Below are 14,949 nucleotides of genomic sequence, written 5' to 3' on the forward strand. Positions count from 1 at the left end.
CAAGGGGAGAGGGAGGAGGAGCTTGGCATGAAGTACACCGAACTCATGGCAGTCGACCTCGCCAAACTGGGCGCGGCTGTCGCCGACTGGAAGCGGATGGCCGACGACCTGCAGCGGCTGGACGGTGAGGCCCGCGACGGATTGAAGGCCAAGGCCGACACGGCTCGGTGGGAAGGCGTCAACGCCGCCGTATCCCGTGACTTCGTAGGCAAGGCAGTGAAGGAGTTCGCGGACCTGGGCGCGGAGGCGAAGAGCATCTACGCCGTCGTCGACGACGCCTACTCCGAGCTGAAGAACCTCCAGCAGCAGGCCAGGGACCTGGCGGACGACGCCAAAGGGGACGGGTTCGCGGTCTCGGACGGCAAGGACGGCGCCGTGGTGATCGCGGAGGCGCTGATCTGCTCGGTGGAGCGGACCCAGAGGCAGACGGACCTCATGCAGTGGTACGCCGACACGTTCACCGGGATCGTCGCCCACGCCGGCGAAGTCGACGCCGCCGCCGTACGGGCGCTGCGCGCCGTCCACGGCGGTGACCCGAACAACGCCGGCCACGCCACGTACACCTCCCTGGACGAGGACATGGTGCCCAGGGCCCTGAAGCTGGCGGCTCTCGGCGAAGACGCCAACGGCAGTCAGCAGAAGGAACTGCGCCGGCTGTGGCAGTCGCTGAGCCCGGAGGCACGCGTACAGCTGTGGACCAGGCACAAGGACGACCTGCTGGCCGCCGGGCTGCTCACCCCGCAGGTGAAACGTATCGCCGCGGACAAGGGCGCGGGACCTTACGACGTCGAGTCGCCGGGCGCGGGGGACTACTGGAAGCAGTTCCTGGCCGGCGGGATCTCCAACACCGGCGACTTCATGGGCAAGCCGGACGCGGCCCATCACATGGACCACTACCTGGGCGGCAGCGGCACCACCCTCGATCTCGATGTCGACCGGATGCTGACCGACGACAAGAACCTCCGGGACGTGACCGCTGGTGTACGCGCCGACAAGGAGGACGAGTGGCGCCGCCAGGCGCTGGAGGCCTTCGAGAAGTCCGGTGGCAAACCGGTCGCCATCCCCGTGGAGACCTCCGGCCAGGGATACACCCACGTGGACGGCGGGGACCGCAACTGGTACCTGGCCGTGGGCAGCGCCATGACGAATACGACCGGTGTGGTGACGGCCGTGCCGGGCCCCGACGGCAGGCCGCAGATCGGCATCGACTACCAGGTGAACGTGTGGGACCGCTACAACTGGGACCCCGGCAAGGCCACGCCCATCGGCCCGACGACGGTCACCGACGCCGACATGGCCCGCCTGCACACGACCGGGCTGGCGAGGGAGTTCGACATGAGGGGGAGCAGTTCGGTGCAGCACCACGATCTGAGCTCGGAAGGCAGTAGGTGGCCCGGCCCCGAGGATCCGGGCCGCGACGGGACGCGTACGGACATCGGCCGCAACACGGACGCCCGGTGAGCCGTAGCCGTACGCGAGGACGGATCCGGTACCCGGCGCTGTCGGCGGGCCTGGCCCTGCTCGCCGCCGGTCTCATCGCCGGATGTACGGGGGACACCGGCTCGGAGACCGCCCGGGGCGCGAGCCGTTCGCCGGGGCGGCAGGTGCCGCCGTACTGGATGGAGGGCGTGAGCGTGGAGACGGTCGCGCAGCAGCTGCAGGTGCAGATTCCCGCGTCGGCGGGCGAGGCCAAGGCTGCTTACCAGAAGGGGTTCCAGGACGACGGTCTCCTCCTGACGTTCGTCCTGCCCTCCGACGCCGTCGACGGGTTCCTCGCAGGACTGAAACCGCAGGAACCGGTAGCGGTCCGGGCTGTGCCGTTCGCCGGTGAGAGCACCCCGGTGGCACCCTTCGCGCACCTGGGCCTGCCGGAACCGGACTCGCTGCCGGGCGTCCGCAAGGCTCAGGTGTGCGCGCCGTGCAAAGGCGACTTGAACGCACTGCACGTCGCCGTGGCACAGGTCGACGGAGAGCGCAGCCGCGTCTACCTCAAGGGGATCGACTGAATCAGCCGGGTGCCGGGTGGTGCCCGCCTCCGCGATGAAGTTCGGTGCCACGGGGTGGCGGTAGTCTACGGCCTCCTGTACCGCGACACCTCCCGCATCACCTGGGCACAGGCCCGTGGTCCCCGCCCCGCGCCAGGTGGATCGGCGGGGCGGGGACCATGGAGCGGTGGCTGTCCCGGTGTGTTGTGTGTCTGAGCCCACTCCGGGACGGCCTGAATCCGGTGATGGCAGTCACGGTCTCCTTGGGCCACTTCGCCTGGCTACGAGGTGCACCGACGAAAGTCACTGGTCAGCGCCGCTGGCCTCGTCTACGGCCTGCTTTCCCGCGCTGATCTAGATCGTTTCCCAGTGGCTGCTGCCTGCGGCAGCCCGTGTCATTCGTGGTGACCGTGGTCAGCCGGTGGCCGCCAGGGGGGAGGCCAGGCCGGGGGCGTTCCAGTGCTGTGCGTTGATGTCGTGGCAGTCCCAGATCTGGAGCCGGTTGCCGTTCTCGGTCCGGGTGTCCGGGAGGGGGTCCGTCGACTTCACGGTGAACGTGCCGGGCGCATGACGGCATAGTCGGGAGCGGCGAATTGCACCCGTCTCTGAAGGCGAACAACCCGAAGGATGCGCGTTATGGAGACGGGCAGTATCTGACGGATATTCAGCCGGGAACGAAGACGCTCGGACAGCTCTCCGCGGCTTTCTTGAGGGTTCCCTGGGCTGGCCAGAAATTCACGCACTATATCGAAATCGACGTTAGAGGGCTTAATGTCGTCGAGGGGAGGCCAGGTGTCTTCGTTGTTCCTAACAGTGGGCCGCTTGACCTCACCGGGAGAATCCTAGGATCTGGAAGGAACTAGAGGTGAGATACGTGAAGGTGGCATGGGATCATGATTCCGCCGATGATCCCGTGCTCTACCTCAGTGAGCTCGGCGAAGATGGTTATGAGACTCGGAAGGTGCAGTTCTATCGGGATGGGCGATCCGAGTGGGCCGATGAAAGCCGCGAGACCGCTACTGTCGGCCTCTCGGAGATCTCTTTCCCGAGGCTTGAAGAGATCTCCAGCCAACCGGACTTCAGTGCCGAATTGATTCCGGTGGATGAATTCGAGCGTGCGTGGAGCCGGTCGCGCGCCGGATCGTAATTCGTCATCGATGGCACTTCGTATTCGGAAGGTCTATTGCCGTCGGCGGTGGAAGACGCCTCGGGGCCCGCTGATATCAGCGGGCCCCGAGGCGTTTGACGGCAGTAGTTGACGGCAACGTCAGCGGACGGGGGCTGCGCAGAGCGGTGGTTCGTCGCTGTCGTCGGGCTTGCTGGTGGTCTCGGTGGGGTTGCGGAGGGCGTGGCCGAGGAGGTCGATGGCGTCGCGTTGGAGGCGGAGTCGGACGTGGGCGTACACCGTCGCGGTAACGCCGATGTGGGCGTGCCCCAACAACTCCTTGATCACGACGAGTTCCACTCCCTGCTCCAGGAGGAGGGTTGCCGCCGAGTGTCGGAGATCATGGAAGCGAATGCGGCGCAGCCTGGCCCGGTGGAGCAGGGTGTTGAAGTGGCGGGTGAGGGTGGCTCCTTCGATCGGGGAGCCGTCGGGCCGGGTGAAGACGTAGCCGCTCGCCTTCCAGCCCGTCCCCGCCGCTTCGCGTTCCTGATGCTGGCGGTCGCGGTGCTGTTCGAGGGAGCGCATGCACTCGGTGGGCAGGGCGATCCGCCGCTCCGAACTCTGGGTCTTCGTCGGGAGGGCGGTCAGGCCGCCGCTGTTGGTGCGCTGGAGGGTGCGTCGGATGCTGGCGGTTCCGCCGGCCAGGTCGAGGTCTTCCCAGCGCAGGCCGAGGAGTTCGCCCTTGCGGAGCCCGGTACGCAGGGCGAGTTCGAACAGTGCGTTCAGCCGATGGTTGCTGGTCGCGGCGAGGAACGCGCGGGCTTCGTCGGCGGTGAGGGGTTCGAAGCGGCGGGGGCGGGGTGTGCCGGTGCGGACGTTGCGGGCGACGTTGCGCGGGATCTCCTCCTCGCGCACAGCGTGCTCCAGGGCGGACTTGAGCACCGAGTGCACGTAGGCCAGGGTCAGTGCTGAGAGCCGCTTCGAGCAGCACGTTCCAGCGGCGCAGCAGCGGGACTGGTCGCGGGTGGTGTCGAGGCCGCGTGCGCAGCACTGGCAGGTGGTGCGGAGTTGGTTGAGCCAGGTGCGGACGTCCTTGGCGGTGAGCCTGGCGAGCTTCTTCTTACCGAGTCCGGGGATGAGGTAGAGCCGGGCGACGGCGGTGTAGCGGGTGTGGGTGTTCTCGCGGAGTTGGTGGACGGCGACGTTCTGAAGCCAGTACGTCAGGTAGGCGGCCAGGCCGCCCTGCGCGGAGGGGGCGGGGAGGCCACGGTTGCTGGCGTGGATCTTCTCGGTGAGTTTGACGAGGGCTTCCTTGCGGGTGGTGGCGTAGACGCGGACGCGGCGGCGGGTGTTGCCGGGGGCCAGGACGTATCCGGCTGCTTCCCAACGTCCGTCTTTGCGCTGGTAGACGGTGCCGTCTCCGTTGGCGCGGACCCTGCGCGAGCCGGTGACGGAAACAGGGGTGGGGTTGGTGTTGGGGGTGGTCATCAGGCTGCCTCTTCGAGGTGGTGGTGGACGAGAGCGGTCAGGGCGTGAGCGGGGATGCGTCGGGCGCGGCCGATAGTGATGGAGGCGAGTTGCCGGGTGCGGATGAGGTCGTAGACGGTGGAGCGGCTGATCTTGAGGTGGGCCATGACCTCGGGGACGGTGAGGAGTTCGCTGTCGGCGATCACGCGCTCGCCTCCGTCTGGACGGGTGAGGTCAGCGGGTCGGTGGAGTGACCGGCCCGGTCGCCGGCGCGTCGCGTCCGGGGGCGGGCCGTCTGCGCGGGCCGAGGCTTGGGTGCAGCGGCCAGGAGAGTGGCGAGATGGGCGTGTTCGGGCAGGAGGCCGGTTCCGGCGTACTGCCAGTGCGAGATCACCAGGGTCGTGTCCGTGCGACCGCGCTGCCCGCCTTCCCTGGAGTGACTGTTGTGGTGACCGGCGTCGGGGTCGGTGTGACCGGCGGTCAGGTCACTGCGGTCATCGCGGTCACTGCGCCGGGTAGTGACCGACCGGCCGTCATCGGCTCGCTCCGGGGCGTCGTTGTGGCGGCTGCGCCAGGCGGTGCGTTCGGCTCGGAGGTGGGCCAGGGTGGTGGAGTAGTGGCGGGTGCGGGTGGAGAAGTGGCCTCGGAAGCCGAGCATGTGGGCCCACTGGCGCAGCCGCAGGTGGGCGTGTTCGGGGCGGACACCGAGGTGCCAGGCGGTGTGGATCATGCGGCGGGCGTGGTCGGTGAGGTCGTGCTGGGCGAGTTCGGCAAGGAAGCAGAGTCGGCGGTCGAGGGTGCCGGTGGTGGTCTCGGCGCCCTTGGTGGCGTACTTGGCGATGTAGGCGGCGACGTGCCGGTCGGTGACGGGGCCATCACAGGTGAAGTCGGTGCTGCGGATCGCGCGGACGTCGATCTGCCGCCCGAACCGGAACGCCGTGGGCTTTGGCTGCTGTGACCCGTCGGATGTCCCTGCCTCGGAGGGGTGTTGGTGCTGGACGCGGGTGCGCTGGGAGGCGGCGCGGACGGCGTGGTCGAGGAGTTCGGTGGTGGCCCAGGCAGGCGGAGTGCTGGCGGGGCCGGTGGGTCCGTCGATGCGGATCACGGTGTGGAAGTGGATCTGGCCGCGCTTTTGGTATTCGGCGACCTTGGCGTAGGAGAGCGTGGCGTGGTGGCGCAGGGTGCGCTGGGTGAGTCCGGCGGCGTGGGCGATCTCGCGGCGCAGGTGGGTGGTGAAACGGGCCCACAGCGCGGGGGCGTGGGCGTTCCACAGCACCGCGCCGGTGTAGTCGTAGCGCTGCGGGTTCAGCGGCGTGCCGAGCAGCGGATCGCCGTCGCCATGCCGGGTGCCGCAGACACACGAGGCCGCACCGGGCTGATTGTGGACGGGGCCGAAGCCGGGGGCGGTGAGGGTCGCGAAGACGCGCGGATGGGTGACGACGCTGGCCGGGACGGTCTTCCCGCCGCGCAGTCCGGCGGCGATGAGCTGATAGGTGTCGTAGCGGTAGCGGGTGGAGCAGGCCGGGCAGCGCGTGGCGCGGCGGTTACCGCACCGCACCAGGAGTTCACCGGCGGGCAGGTGGCGGGTGTCGAGGTGGTCGAGGATCTGGCCGGTAGCGGTGTCGAGGCGGGTGCGGTGCCCGGTCATCCGGATCGGGCGGGCGCAGCCATCCAGCGAGCCGATCTGCCGGGCCAGGGGCGCGAGGTGTCCGGCGGCAGCGAGCTTGGCCAGCCTGGCGGTCAGCCGCGCCCGGCGTTCCAACGCCGAGCCCCCGTTCGCGGATGTATCGGCCTTCCTGCCGTGCGCTGGTGCGGCGAGCGCCGCGTTCGAGATCGCGGACGTGGTTGTGGGGGAAGGGAGTTGGAGCTGTGCGGGCATGGGGACAGACCTCCGGCAGGAGTCGGGAGAAGAGGAGAGGTGCCTGAGGGGCGACCCGGGAGGCGTCAGTGCGCGAGGGGCCGGGGCGTGCGATGGCGGGCGCAGGCGGTGGTCCGGGGGTATCTGTCCTGGTCAGCGGTGCTGTCCTGCGGCGGTGCGTGAAGGTAGCATCGCTCCAAGCGCGCATTCAAGTACATCCCTCCTCATCTGTTTCGGTGGCCGGTTGGGACGCGCGTACTGTGGCCCCGGACTTTCGTTTTGGACGGGCCGGATTTCGGTGATAGTGGCGCAGAGAAGGCGGGTGACCTGCAGTGACGGGCGGGCGGCGAGGGCGCAGGCCGGCGGGTAGCACGGTGCTGCTGACGTTCGAGGTCATCGCCGAGGCCCTGCGGGAGCGGATCTCCTCCGGCGGGCTGAACCCGGGGGACGCGCTGCCGACGCAGGCCGTGCTGATGGCGGAGTACGGGGCCTCCAGCCTGTCCGTACAGAAGGCCATGGCCCTGCTGAAGCAGGACGGCTACGCGATCTCCCGCCCCGGCAAGGGAGCCTTCGTCACCCACCCCGACGCCGACACCGATGATGACTCAGGTGACGGAGAGGCGGGGAACACGCCCGTCGGCGGGACGTCGGCGCGCGTCGAGGCACTGGAGCTGGCACTGGCCGAGACGCTTGATCAGCTCACTGCCCTGCGGGCCCGCGTCGAAGTCCTGGAAGCGGCCGGTACCGAGCGAGACCGCTGACCCGTCGGTCGCTGGACTGCCAGGGGCTGGAGTCGTGCGTCCAGATTTTCTCTACGAGGTTCAAGGCGGGCCCCGCCCGGCGGAGCTGGCTGAACGTCGCCGACGAGCCCACCGTTTACCCGGCAGGCCAGTGCTGTAGGCGACAACCCGCCAGAACACCAGGCTGACCGGAGTCGGGCTCCTGGCGGAGCAAGTTGTCGCCTACGACCGTCCTACGGCCGGATCGCGGGCAACCGGGTCGGCCAGGGGGCCGACCCGGTTCTCTCGCCGGATTCACCGCGGGCGGTGCCCCACGTCGCCTCCGGCACAGAGCGAGGCTCCCCGCCGACCTGCCGACCGTACCCGCGCCGAGCGACCAGCCCACGCGCGAGCCGTGCCGCGTGCCGAGAAGCCGATCAGCAGCAGTCCGAAATCGCCCACCTCCCGATCGGGAGGGTCAGGACGCCAGCAGCTCGGCGACTTCTGGGACATCGCGGAACTTCTGCAGCCGGTCCAGCACGATCCGTGTGCGCACCGTGGTGCGTTCGCTGCCGCTCTGCCCCAGGGCCAGCATCCGACCCGCTGTTCCCGCCGCCGCCTCGGGCTCGTTGGCATCGGCGTAGGCCACCGCCAGCCAGGAAAGGTACAGCGCCAACTCCCTCGCGTGACTGGCGTCGTAACGGCCCAGGACATTCGTCAGGAGCGGTACGGCGCGCAGGGGACGGTGCAGTTCGGTGTAGACGCGGGCCTCCATGACCTGCAATTCCCCGGCGTCCATCCAGTACAGGTACGACGGCGATTCGGTGCCGGCCGAGTCCTCGGACAGGGCCTCGGCCGCTTCCCCAAGGGCGGTCATCGCCGGGCGGTCCTGCCCGGCACGGGTATGCGCCCAGGCGACACGGTCCAGGTACAGCGCGCGAGCCTTCGCCGGGGCGTGTGGACCCGCGTCCTTGAGCGCGGCGCGGGCCAGTCCCACGGCGTCTGCTGTCCGGCCGGTGTTGCTCCACTGGTAGGCCAGCGAGCCCGCCACCGTTCCCGCACAGCACGCCGTCCCCGGCGGCCTGTGCGGCGCTCATGCCGAGCCGGTAGATGCGCTCCGCCTCGGCATGCTCCCCTGCATCAGAGGCGACCCACCCGGCGATCTGCGCCAACTCCACGATGGCTCGCAGAAGTTCGCACCCCACTTCGTCGGTGTGTGCGCCCTCGCGGTAGAGCGTCACCGCCGCCTGCAGCTCGCGCAGCGCGGGCCCGATCAGGTCTTTGCCGTAGACCACATCGTCAGCCAGCCGCAGGCCGTGGACCCGCTGGGCCAGGTCGGCCACCTGGCCGGCCCCGATCCGGCGGCCCGTACGAGCATGCAGTGGGGCCAGTGGGTCGCCCTCGGGCAGGAAGTCGGCGACCGACCGGACACGCGGCGTGGACTCGACCGGCTGGACGGCTTTCGCCAGCTCCAGCATCTCGCGCGGCACCTGAAGCACCTGCGCGAGGAAGGGCAGCCACTCCCGCGGAGATCGCGTCCCGATCTCCCAACGGGACACGTCATTTCGCGTCGGCGGAACGCGCCCAGGAGCAGCCTCAGCCAGAGCCTCGGCGAGCCGCCGCTGACTCCAACCACGCGCCACGCGCAGCCGTCTGACCAGTTCTCCGACTGTCTCCCGCACCCCACCAGCTTGGCAGACAGCAAGGCAGACACGCTGGCTACTCCGCACGGTCCACGCCAGCGGGATGCTGATCAGCAACCCCGGGCTGAGTCGAGGAGAGGGCAACAAGATGGCTGAGCGTGCGACACCGTGGCCAGAGGGTCCCGCTATGCAGGGGCCCCGCCTGCTGCCGTGGGCCACCGCCGAGGGGAAGCCGTGCTACCTCAGCACCGACGGCCGCGGCTACCTCGCCACCCTCGCCGACAATATCGAGTTGGTACAACTCGGTATGGGTGCGGAGCTGCTGGAGTACGCCCACGACACCACGGCCCCCGGCGCGAAGGTCCTGTCGGCCACCGAATACCGCTGGCTGGCCTGCCGGTTGACCGAAGCCCTCTCCGACGCGCTCCGAGTCGCCGACTCACGCGGACAACGCCTCCCGGCCCCGGAAGAGGAGGAGGTGGACGAGGGTGCCTGACTCTGCGGACACCAACGCACCGGTCCGCGACTCCGCGCGGGGGCGCTACCGCTTCCGCGAGTACCAGGTGACCACCGTCCCCGACCCTATGGCTCTGCCGGCCTTCACGGCGGTCTGCGTCACCGGCGAGGAACGCAACTGCGCTGCCACATCCCACACCCTGCACACCTCGGACGAACTCACGCGCTGGATCGCCGAACACTGCGCCCGGACCGGCCACCAGGACTACGAGCAGACCGTCCGAGCCATACTCCATGCCGAGCCCGGAGCCTGGCAGTAAAGTCCCCTGCGCCGACACCTCACACCAGCGGCACCACCACCGTGCGCCCCGTTGCTCCTGACGGCAGTAGCGACGGCAACACCCACGGATTCCCTCGCACAACCACGGACACCAGCGGAACCCGAAACCGCCGCTGATCTGCGAATACGCAGATAGAGGGGGGTCGCGTAGCACACGTACTATGTGCTGGCGGGGACCACGGCAGTCTTGGTCCACAACACCTGCCCGACAGCCTATGTGTTGTCGCTAAAGACCGGCGCTCCGAAGGGTAGTGGCGCGAATCAGGCGTACCAGATCAGGCAGGTTGGTTCGACTGAATACCATGCCACCGGCGGCGGAACACAGGTTTGGGCCGATGGTCTAGATATCAATACCTTCGAACTCTTGGATGCCAAGTATGTTGGCAGTCCGGGTCGGAGTCCTTTCGTGCCAGGCGGGAAGGTGCCTGGATTTATCCAGGCGAAGATTGATGCCAAGATGGGCGATGAATTCTCGCGATATGCATCGGTAATTAACGATCCGGGGAATCCTTTGACCGGGTTGCGTGTCATCACCAACGAGCCAGGGGCCGTGCCATATTTCCAGGGCTTGATGCAGCAGCACGGTGTACCTGGCTCTGTAGTCGTGAGCCCATAGGAAAGGAGCAGTTCAGTGACGTACCTTGCCCTCTTTGAGGACCAGAGCCGCAGGGTTCGGCGCTCGGATCTGATCGCGGCTTTGGAGCGCGACTGGCCGACCGCTGTGGTCCGGGAAAGCCAAGGATCGCAGGAGTCCAGGGATGTGGTTTGGACTTATGCGGAGGATGGCCAGGAGCTTGAGGGCTACTCTCATGTGGACGGAACGTGCATTTACCTCGACTCGCCCCTTGGGTTGGCTGCTCGGTTTGCGCTCTGGTTCCGGGGCTTGGTGCCGGAGGGTATCGACTTGGTGTTCTGTGATGATGGGTACAACTTCAGCGGAAGCATCGAGACGGGTATGAGTGTTGATGACGTGAGTGCCATCACCGCTGATTCCTGAGATCTCTCCTCTAGGGCGTGACGGTACCTAGCGTTGCGTTCTCTTTGAATTCAGAGGCCCCACCGGATTGCTTTCCGGTGGGGCCTCTGGAGCATCTAAAAGAGAGTTTCATCCCGTCCGGGGTGTTTGGTAAGTCGCCCAATGTCAGCGGATTGGGGTCGCGCCCGGAGGAGTGTGAGGATCCGCGTGTGGAGTGCGATGTGTGTGGACGGGTGATGTGGCGGTTACCGGCGCTGCCGACTGTGCAGGAAGAGGAGATCTGGACCTGTTCCTGGTGCTACGCCTCCACCCATGTGGGTCAGAGCCGTATTGGGCTCTGGCGACGATCACGTGACGTTGGATCAGTCAGCCAGGAGTATTCGGGCTCTGAGGAGATCGAACTTCGCCCGTCCGTAGCCGTCTCGTTTGAGCCGCGTCACGCGCGTGACGTTCCCCTCGACGGCACCGGAGCTGTGTTCGAGCCTCCGCCCGCTCGGATCAGCAACAGGAGAGCTGGCAGCGCAAGTACGCCCCGCGGGCCGGCGTCGAGGGCACCATCAACCAGGCCCTCGATATCACCGGCCCGCGTCGTGCCCGCTACCGCGGCATGCCGAAAGTCTGCCTCCAGCATGCCTTCTCCGCCCCCGCGATCAACGTCGTCCGTCTCGACGCCCACTGGCTAAACGAGGACAAACCGCTACCGGCGGCTCGTGCCGGCCAGTTGACCCGACTGGCTTGCCGGCTCACGGCGTGAGCCGAATTAGGCAGCAGAGTCGCCCTGTCCCGCGTGGGGTGACGGCAGCGAGCCCTCTCCAACCTCAGGTGGCCCCGGCTGCGGCGGTCGTAGGCCGAGCACGCAGCGCCGACCGTAGAGCTGCCACACGGTCGGCCACCGTCTCTATGACGGGTGCGGCCTCGTGGACATAGGCCGCCGCCCCCGCGCAGGCGGCGCAGATGCCGTTCTGCTGGCCTCGCGGTAGGGGATCGCGGCATTCGGCGCACTCCGCCAGCGGGGTTTCCGGCGCGGCGGCGTCTTGCCGGGTGCGCGGTGTGGGCAGTTTGCGTACGAGGCGGTCGGCGAGGAGCGCCCGTGCGCTGTGTACCACTGGGGGGAGTCCGGTGGTGAGGAGCGAGCGGGCTTCCAGCTCGGACACCCCGGCGTCCAGCCACCGTGCGGCCAGCGGTGCGAGGGTGAGGGCGTCTGCGGCGCTCAGAGCCAGCTTGGGTTCGATGGCGCCCAGGCGGGACAGCAGCGCGGCTCCGCGCCCCGTGTCGGCTGATGCGGGGGCAGAGGCGGGGGTGGTCTCGTCTGGAGTTGCTCCCTCCGCCTGCCCCGTGGGCGGCTCGGCGGCAACCTCGCCAAGATCACCTACGGTTCGAAGTTGTCGGACGCGGACACGGTCAAGCCGACCGCCCAGGTGCTGTTCACCACCTCCGAGCGCTGCCTTCCCGACGCCGGCTTCGACTGTGCGCCGGCCAAGCTGACCACGGCCAACGCCACCAAGTGGCCGGACGTCCCCTTCGACCAGAACTGCGCCTCCACGGGTACGTGCGAGAACACCTCGGCCACGTTCTGGACGACCAAGCGCCTGACGAAGATCTCCACGTAGGTCCTCAACACCGCCGGCGGATACGACAACGTCGATGCCTACGAGCTCAAACACGAGTTCCCCAACCCGCAGGACGGCACCGCCCCGGCCCTGTGGCTGGCCTCCGTCAGGCACACCGGCTACGACGGTGCGGCCAAGCTCGAAACACCGCCGGTCACCTTCACCGGCACGCTGATGAACAACCGCGTCGACTCCAGCGGTGACAACAAGCCCCCGCTCAACCGGCGGCGCCTCGTCTCCGTCACCGCGGAGACCGGCAAGGTCACCGACATCGGCTACGCCGACTGCACCCCTGGCGCGGGCCTGCCGTCGGCCCAGGACTCCAACACCAAGCGCTGCTACCCGGTGTACTGGAACCCGGACCCGAACAGCCCGCTGGATCCGACGCTGGACTGGTTCCACAAGTACGTCGTCGCCCGTGTCACCGAATTGGATCCCTTCGGCGGCTCATGCCCGCAGGAGGTCCGCTACGAGTACGTCGGCGGCGCTGCCTGGCACCGCGACGACGAGGAGCTGACCGAGGACAAGCGCCGCACATGGGCCCAGTTCCGCGGCTACGAGCAGGTCATCACCCGCGCCGGAACCGCCCCGGACGTCGTCTCCAAGACGGCCGCCTTCTACCTCCGCGGTATGGACGGCGACGTCAAGGCAGACGGCACCACACGTACCGCCACCTTCACCGGGATCGCCGGGAACACGCTCAAGGACAGCAACCCGCTGGCCGGAAGTGTCCGTGAGAAGCAGACCTTCGCCTCCGACGGCGGCGAGCTCGTCACCGTGTCCCAGTCCGAGCCGTGGCTCTCCGCGGCCACCGCCACCCACAGCCGCGGCACCAAGCTCCCCGCCCTCACGGCGCAGATGCAAGATGACGGCTCCTCCAAGGAGAAGGTGCTGCTCGCCGACAAGACCTGGCGTTCCACCTCGAAGACCGTCAAGTACGACACGTACGGCATGCAGGAGTCGGTTCTGGAGCAGGCGGACGGTCTGCCGGACATCTGCACCACCACGTCCTACGCCCGCAACACCGCCACCTGGATGCTGGGCCGCGTAGCGGAGACCATTCAGACAAAGGCTGCCTGTGGCGTGAGCGCGACCGAGGCGAACACCCTCAGCCGCGGCCGCACGTACTACGACAACCAGGCCTTCGGCACCCTCACTGGTCCGGGCCAGGCCACCAAGGCGGAGGAACTGGACCGCTTCGAGTCCGGCCAGCCCAAGTACACCGTCAAGTCGTCCACCGAGTACGACGCCTACGGCCGCGTCACCAGCATCACGGATGCGGCAGGGGCGAAGACGACGACGGCGTACGAGCCGGCCGCACCGGCCCGCGCGACCACGCTCAAGGTCACCAACGCCAAGAACTGGACGACGACCACCACCCTGCATGCCCTGCGCGGGGTTCCGGTCAAGACGGTGGACCAGAACGGCCGTACCACCGAGGTCGCCTACGACGCCCTCGGCCGCACCACCGGCGTGTGGCAGCCGGGCCGTGCGCGTGATCAGAACGCCAGCAAGGTGTTCACCTACGACCTGAGCCAGACCGGCACCAGCTCGGTCACCACGCAGACGCTCCTCATGGACGAGTCGTACGCCACGTCCATCAGCATTCTCGATGCGATGGGGCAGCCGGTTCAGGTCCAGTCGGTTCCGCCGAATGGTGCGGTGACCGCACGCCTGATCACTGACACGGCCTATGACAGCCGCGGCCGCGCTTTCAAGACGACCGGCGTGTACGTCAACAAGGACTCCGACCCGGTGAAGACCCGCTTCATCGCCGACGAGAACATGGTGTCGGCCCAGAACAACACCCAGTACGACGGCCTCGGCCGCCCGGTGGCCAAGGTCTTCTACTCCAAGGCCATCGAGCAGTGGCGCACCGCCATCGCCTACCCGGGTGCCGACCGTGTCGACACCACCCCGCCCGCCGGCAGCACGGCTTCCAGCGACGTCACCGACGCCCGCGGGCACAAGGTCGAACAGCGGCGGTACAAGGGCGGCACGCCGCAGGGAGCATTCGACGCCACCCGCTACACCTACAACGCCGACGGCAAGCTGGAGCGGATCACCGATCCGGCCGGCAACGCCTGGACGTACGAGTACGACGTCCAGGGCCGCCAGCTCAAGGCCGTGGACCCGGACAAGGGCACCTCCACGGTCGCCTACGACGACGCCGACCGCCCCGTGTCCACCGTTGATGCCCGTGGCACCGCGGTCTTCACCAGCTACGACATCATCGGCCGCCCGATCTCCCGCAACCTGAACGCGGTGGACGGCCCCAAGCTGGCCACGTACGACTACGACACCATCCTGCCCGGACAGCCGACCGCTTCCACCAGCTGGGTGGACGGCAAGGCCTGGCGTCAGGAGAACACCGGCTACGACATCGGCTACCGGCCCACCGGCACCAAGCTGACCGTCCCCGCCGGCGAAGGCACCCTCACCGGCACCTACTCCACGTCCACGGACTACGACCCGATCAGCGGTGCCGAGAACACCACCGAAATACCCGCGGCCGGCGGCCTGCCCGCCGAGAGCCTCTCCACCGGACGCAACAGCAACGGCCTTCCTCTCTCCTACGGCTCCAGCACCACCGACTACGTCAACTTCACCGACTACGACGAATACGGCCAGGTCCAGCGCACGACCTACGGCGACGTACCGAAGCAGGTCACCGTCACCAACATCCAGGACCCGGCCACCGGCCGCCTCCTGAGCACCCAGATCGGCAAGCAGGACCAGAGACCAATGCTTCATCCCTGAACCCTGGCACATTGATGGTGTTGAACTCAT

General features: G+C 68.1%; 17 protein-coding genes and 2 pseudogenes. 12 read left to right on the forward strand and 7 right to left on the reverse strand.

The features are described 5' to 3' along the window. Positions 1–27: 27 nt before the first annotated feature. Positions 28–1,461, forward strand: a complete 1,434-nt coding sequence (locus OG490_RS35375; RefSeq protein ID WP_330300365.1) for a hypothetical protein — start codon at positions 28–30, stop codon at positions 1,459–1,461. Next, entirely contained in the window at positions 1,458–2,006 is a 549-nt protein-coding gene (locus OG490_RS35380; protein WP_330300366.1) for a hypothetical protein, read from the forward strand. Before OG490_RS35375 ends, OG490_RS35380 begins: the two co-directional genes overlap by 4 nt. Before the next feature lie 393 nt (positions 2,007–2,399). Here the strand turns inward: OG490_RS35380 and OG490_RS35385 are convergent, their stop codons facing one another. Then, positions 2,400–2,534, reverse strand: a complete 135-nt coding sequence (locus OG490_RS35385; RefSeq protein WP_330300367.1) for a hypothetical protein — start codon at positions 2,532–2,534, stop codon at positions 2,400–2,402. A gap of 26 nt (positions 2,535–2,560) precedes the next feature. Here OG490_RS35385 and OG490_RS35390 point away from each other — a divergent pair, with 26 nt between their 5' ends. Next, positions 2,561–2,848: an HYD1 signature containing ADP-ribosyltransferase family protein gene (locus OG490_RS35390; RefSeq protein WP_330301181.1), complete on the forward strand. Its 288-nt coding sequence runs from the start codon at positions 2,561–2,563 to the stop codon at positions 2,846–2,848. Between the two features lie 2 nt (positions 2,849–2,850). Next, positions 2,851–3,132: a DUF6881 domain-containing protein gene (locus tag OG490_RS35395; RefSeq protein ID WP_330300368.1), complete on the forward strand. Its 282-nt coding sequence runs from the start codon at positions 2,851–2,853 to the stop codon at positions 3,130–3,132. Positions 3,133–3,252: 120 nt separating this feature from the next. Here OG490_RS35395 and OG490_RS35400 read toward each other — a convergent pair whose 3' ends face one another. The 3 genes from OG490_RS35400 to OG490_RS35410 are packed head-to-tail and all read right to left on the reverse strand — an operon-like array spanning position 3,253 to position 6,436. After that, complete coding sequence (locus tag OG490_RS35400) at positions 3,253–4,578, reverse strand: tyrosine-type recombinase/integrase (RefSeq protein WP_330300369.1); 1,326 nt, start codon at positions 4,576–4,578, stop codon at positions 3,253–3,255. Then, on the reverse strand, positions 4,578–4,760 hold the full coding sequence (locus OG490_RS35405; RefSeq protein ID WP_443066005.1) for a helix-turn-helix domain-containing protein: 183 nt from the start codon (positions 4,758–4,760) through the stop codon (positions 4,578–4,580). Before OG490_RS35405 ends, OG490_RS35400 begins: the two co-directional genes overlap by 1 nt. Beyond that, positions 4,760–6,436 carry a replication initiator gene (locus tag OG490_RS35410; protein WP_330300371.1) on the reverse strand — a complete coding sequence of 559 codons (1,677 nt, stop codon included), beginning with the start codon at positions 6,434–6,436 and terminating at the stop codon, positions 4,760–4,762. Before OG490_RS35410 ends, OG490_RS35405 begins: the two co-directional genes overlap by 1 nt. Before the next feature lie 353 nt (positions 6,437–6,789). On the opposite strand from OG490_RS35410, the gene OG490_RS35415 reads away from it, so the two are divergent. Further along, the gene (locus OG490_RS35415) at positions 6,790–7,176 is read left to right on the forward strand and encodes a winged helix-turn-helix domain-containing protein (protein WP_330300372.1); all 387 of its coding nucleotides are present in this window, start codon (positions 6,790–6,792) and stop codon (positions 7,174–7,176) included. A 436-nt stretch (positions 7,177–7,612) separates the two neighbouring features. Here the strand turns inward: OG490_RS35415 and OG490_RS35420 are convergent, their stop codons facing one another. Both OG490_RS35420 and OG490_RS39280 read right to left on the reverse strand, forming a co-directional pair. Continuing rightward, positions 7,613–8,185, reverse strand: coding sequence for a hypothetical protein (locus OG490_RS35420; RefSeq protein WP_330300373.1), 573 nt, complete (start codon positions 8,183–8,185; stop codon positions 7,613–7,615). Between the two features lie 478 nt (positions 8,186–8,663). Then, positions 8,664–8,996: pseudogene (locus OG490_RS39280) on the reverse strand (hypothetical protein); the annotation flags it as partial. Between OG490_RS39280 and OG490_RS35425 the strand changes: the two are divergent. The 5 genes and pseudogenes from OG490_RS35425 to OG490_RS39285 all read left to right on the forward strand — a co-directional run. Then, positions 8,965–9,273: a hypothetical protein gene (locus tag OG490_RS35425; protein WP_330300374.1), complete on the forward strand. Its 309-nt coding sequence runs from the start codon at positions 8,965–8,967 to the stop codon at positions 9,271–9,273. The pseudogene OG490_RS39280 and the gene OG490_RS35425 overlap by 32 nt on opposite strands. Further along, positions 9,266–9,553: a DUF7848 domain-containing protein gene (locus OG490_RS35430; protein ID WP_330300375.1), complete on the forward strand. Its 288-nt coding sequence runs from the start codon at positions 9,266–9,268 to the stop codon at positions 9,551–9,553. The genes OG490_RS35425 and OG490_RS35430 overlap by 8 nt, the downstream gene beginning before the upstream one ends. A 207-nt stretch (positions 9,554–9,760) precedes the next feature. Continuing rightward, a complete protein-coding gene (locus tag OG490_RS35435) occupies positions 9,761–10,189 on the forward strand; it encodes a restriction endonuclease fold toxin-2 domain-containing protein (RefSeq protein WP_330300376.1) in 429 nt (142 codons plus the stop codon). A gap of 15 nt (positions 10,190–10,204) precedes the next feature. Beyond that, positions 10,205–10,570 (forward strand): hypothetical protein, encoded by a 366-nt coding sequence (locus OG490_RS35440; protein WP_330300377.1) that lies wholly within the window; start codon positions 10,205–10,207, stop codon positions 10,568–10,570. Positions 10,571–11,024: 454 nt separating this feature from the next. Then, a pseudogene (locus tag OG490_RS39285) lies at positions 11,025–11,303 on the forward strand (transposase); the annotation flags it as partial. A 64-nt stretch (positions 11,304–11,367) separates the two neighbouring features. On the opposite strand, the gene OG490_RS35445 reads toward OG490_RS39285, so the two are convergent. Beyond that, the gene (locus OG490_RS35445) at positions 11,368–11,703 is read right to left on the reverse strand and encodes a hypothetical protein (RefSeq protein WP_330300378.1); all 336 of its coding nucleotides are present in this window, start codon (positions 11,701–11,703) and stop codon (positions 11,368–11,370) included. A 228-nt stretch (positions 11,704–11,931) separates the two neighbouring features. Between OG490_RS35445 and OG490_RS35450 the strand changes: the two genes are divergently transcribed. Further along, the gene (locus OG490_RS35450) at positions 11,932–12,159 is read left to right on the forward strand and encodes a hypothetical protein (protein WP_330300379.1); all 228 of its coding nucleotides are present in this window, start codon (positions 11,932–11,934) and stop codon (positions 12,157–12,159) included. Between the two features lie 174 nt (positions 12,160–12,333). Next, positions 12,334–14,919 (forward strand): hypothetical protein, encoded by a 2,586-nt coding sequence (locus OG490_RS35455; protein WP_330300380.1) that lies wholly within the window; start codon positions 12,334–12,336, stop codon positions 14,917–14,919. Positions 14,920–14,949 lie beyond the last annotated feature (30 nt).

Source organism: Streptomyces sp. NBC_00503 (assembly GCF_036346895.1).
In the GTDB taxonomy this organism is placed as follows: domain Bacteria; phylum Actinomycetota; class Actinomycetes; order Streptomycetales; family Streptomycetaceae; genus Streptomyces.

Excerpts from the sequence above, each read along its gene's own strand:
- OG490_RS35410 (WP_330300371.1), bottom strand. The coding sequence starts at position 6,436 with ATGCCCGCACAGCTCCAACTCCCTTCCCCCACAACCACGTCCGCGATC.
- OG490_RS35375 (WP_330300365.1), top strand. The coding sequence starts at position 28 with ATGAAGTACACCGAACTCATGGCAGTCGACCTCGCCAAACTGGGCGCG.
- OG490_RS35400 (WP_330300369.1), bottom strand. The coding sequence starts at position 4,578 with ATGACCACCCCCAACACCAACCCCACCCCTGTTTCCGTCACCGGCTCG.
- OG490_RS35425 (WP_330300374.1), top strand. The coding sequence starts at position 8,965 with ATGCAGGGGCCCCGCCTGCTGCCGTGGGCCACCGCCGAGGGGAAGCCG.
- OG490_RS35455 (WP_330300380.1), top strand. The coding sequence starts at position 12,334 with ATGAACAACCGCGTCGACTCCAGCGGTGACAACAAGCCCCCGCTCAAC.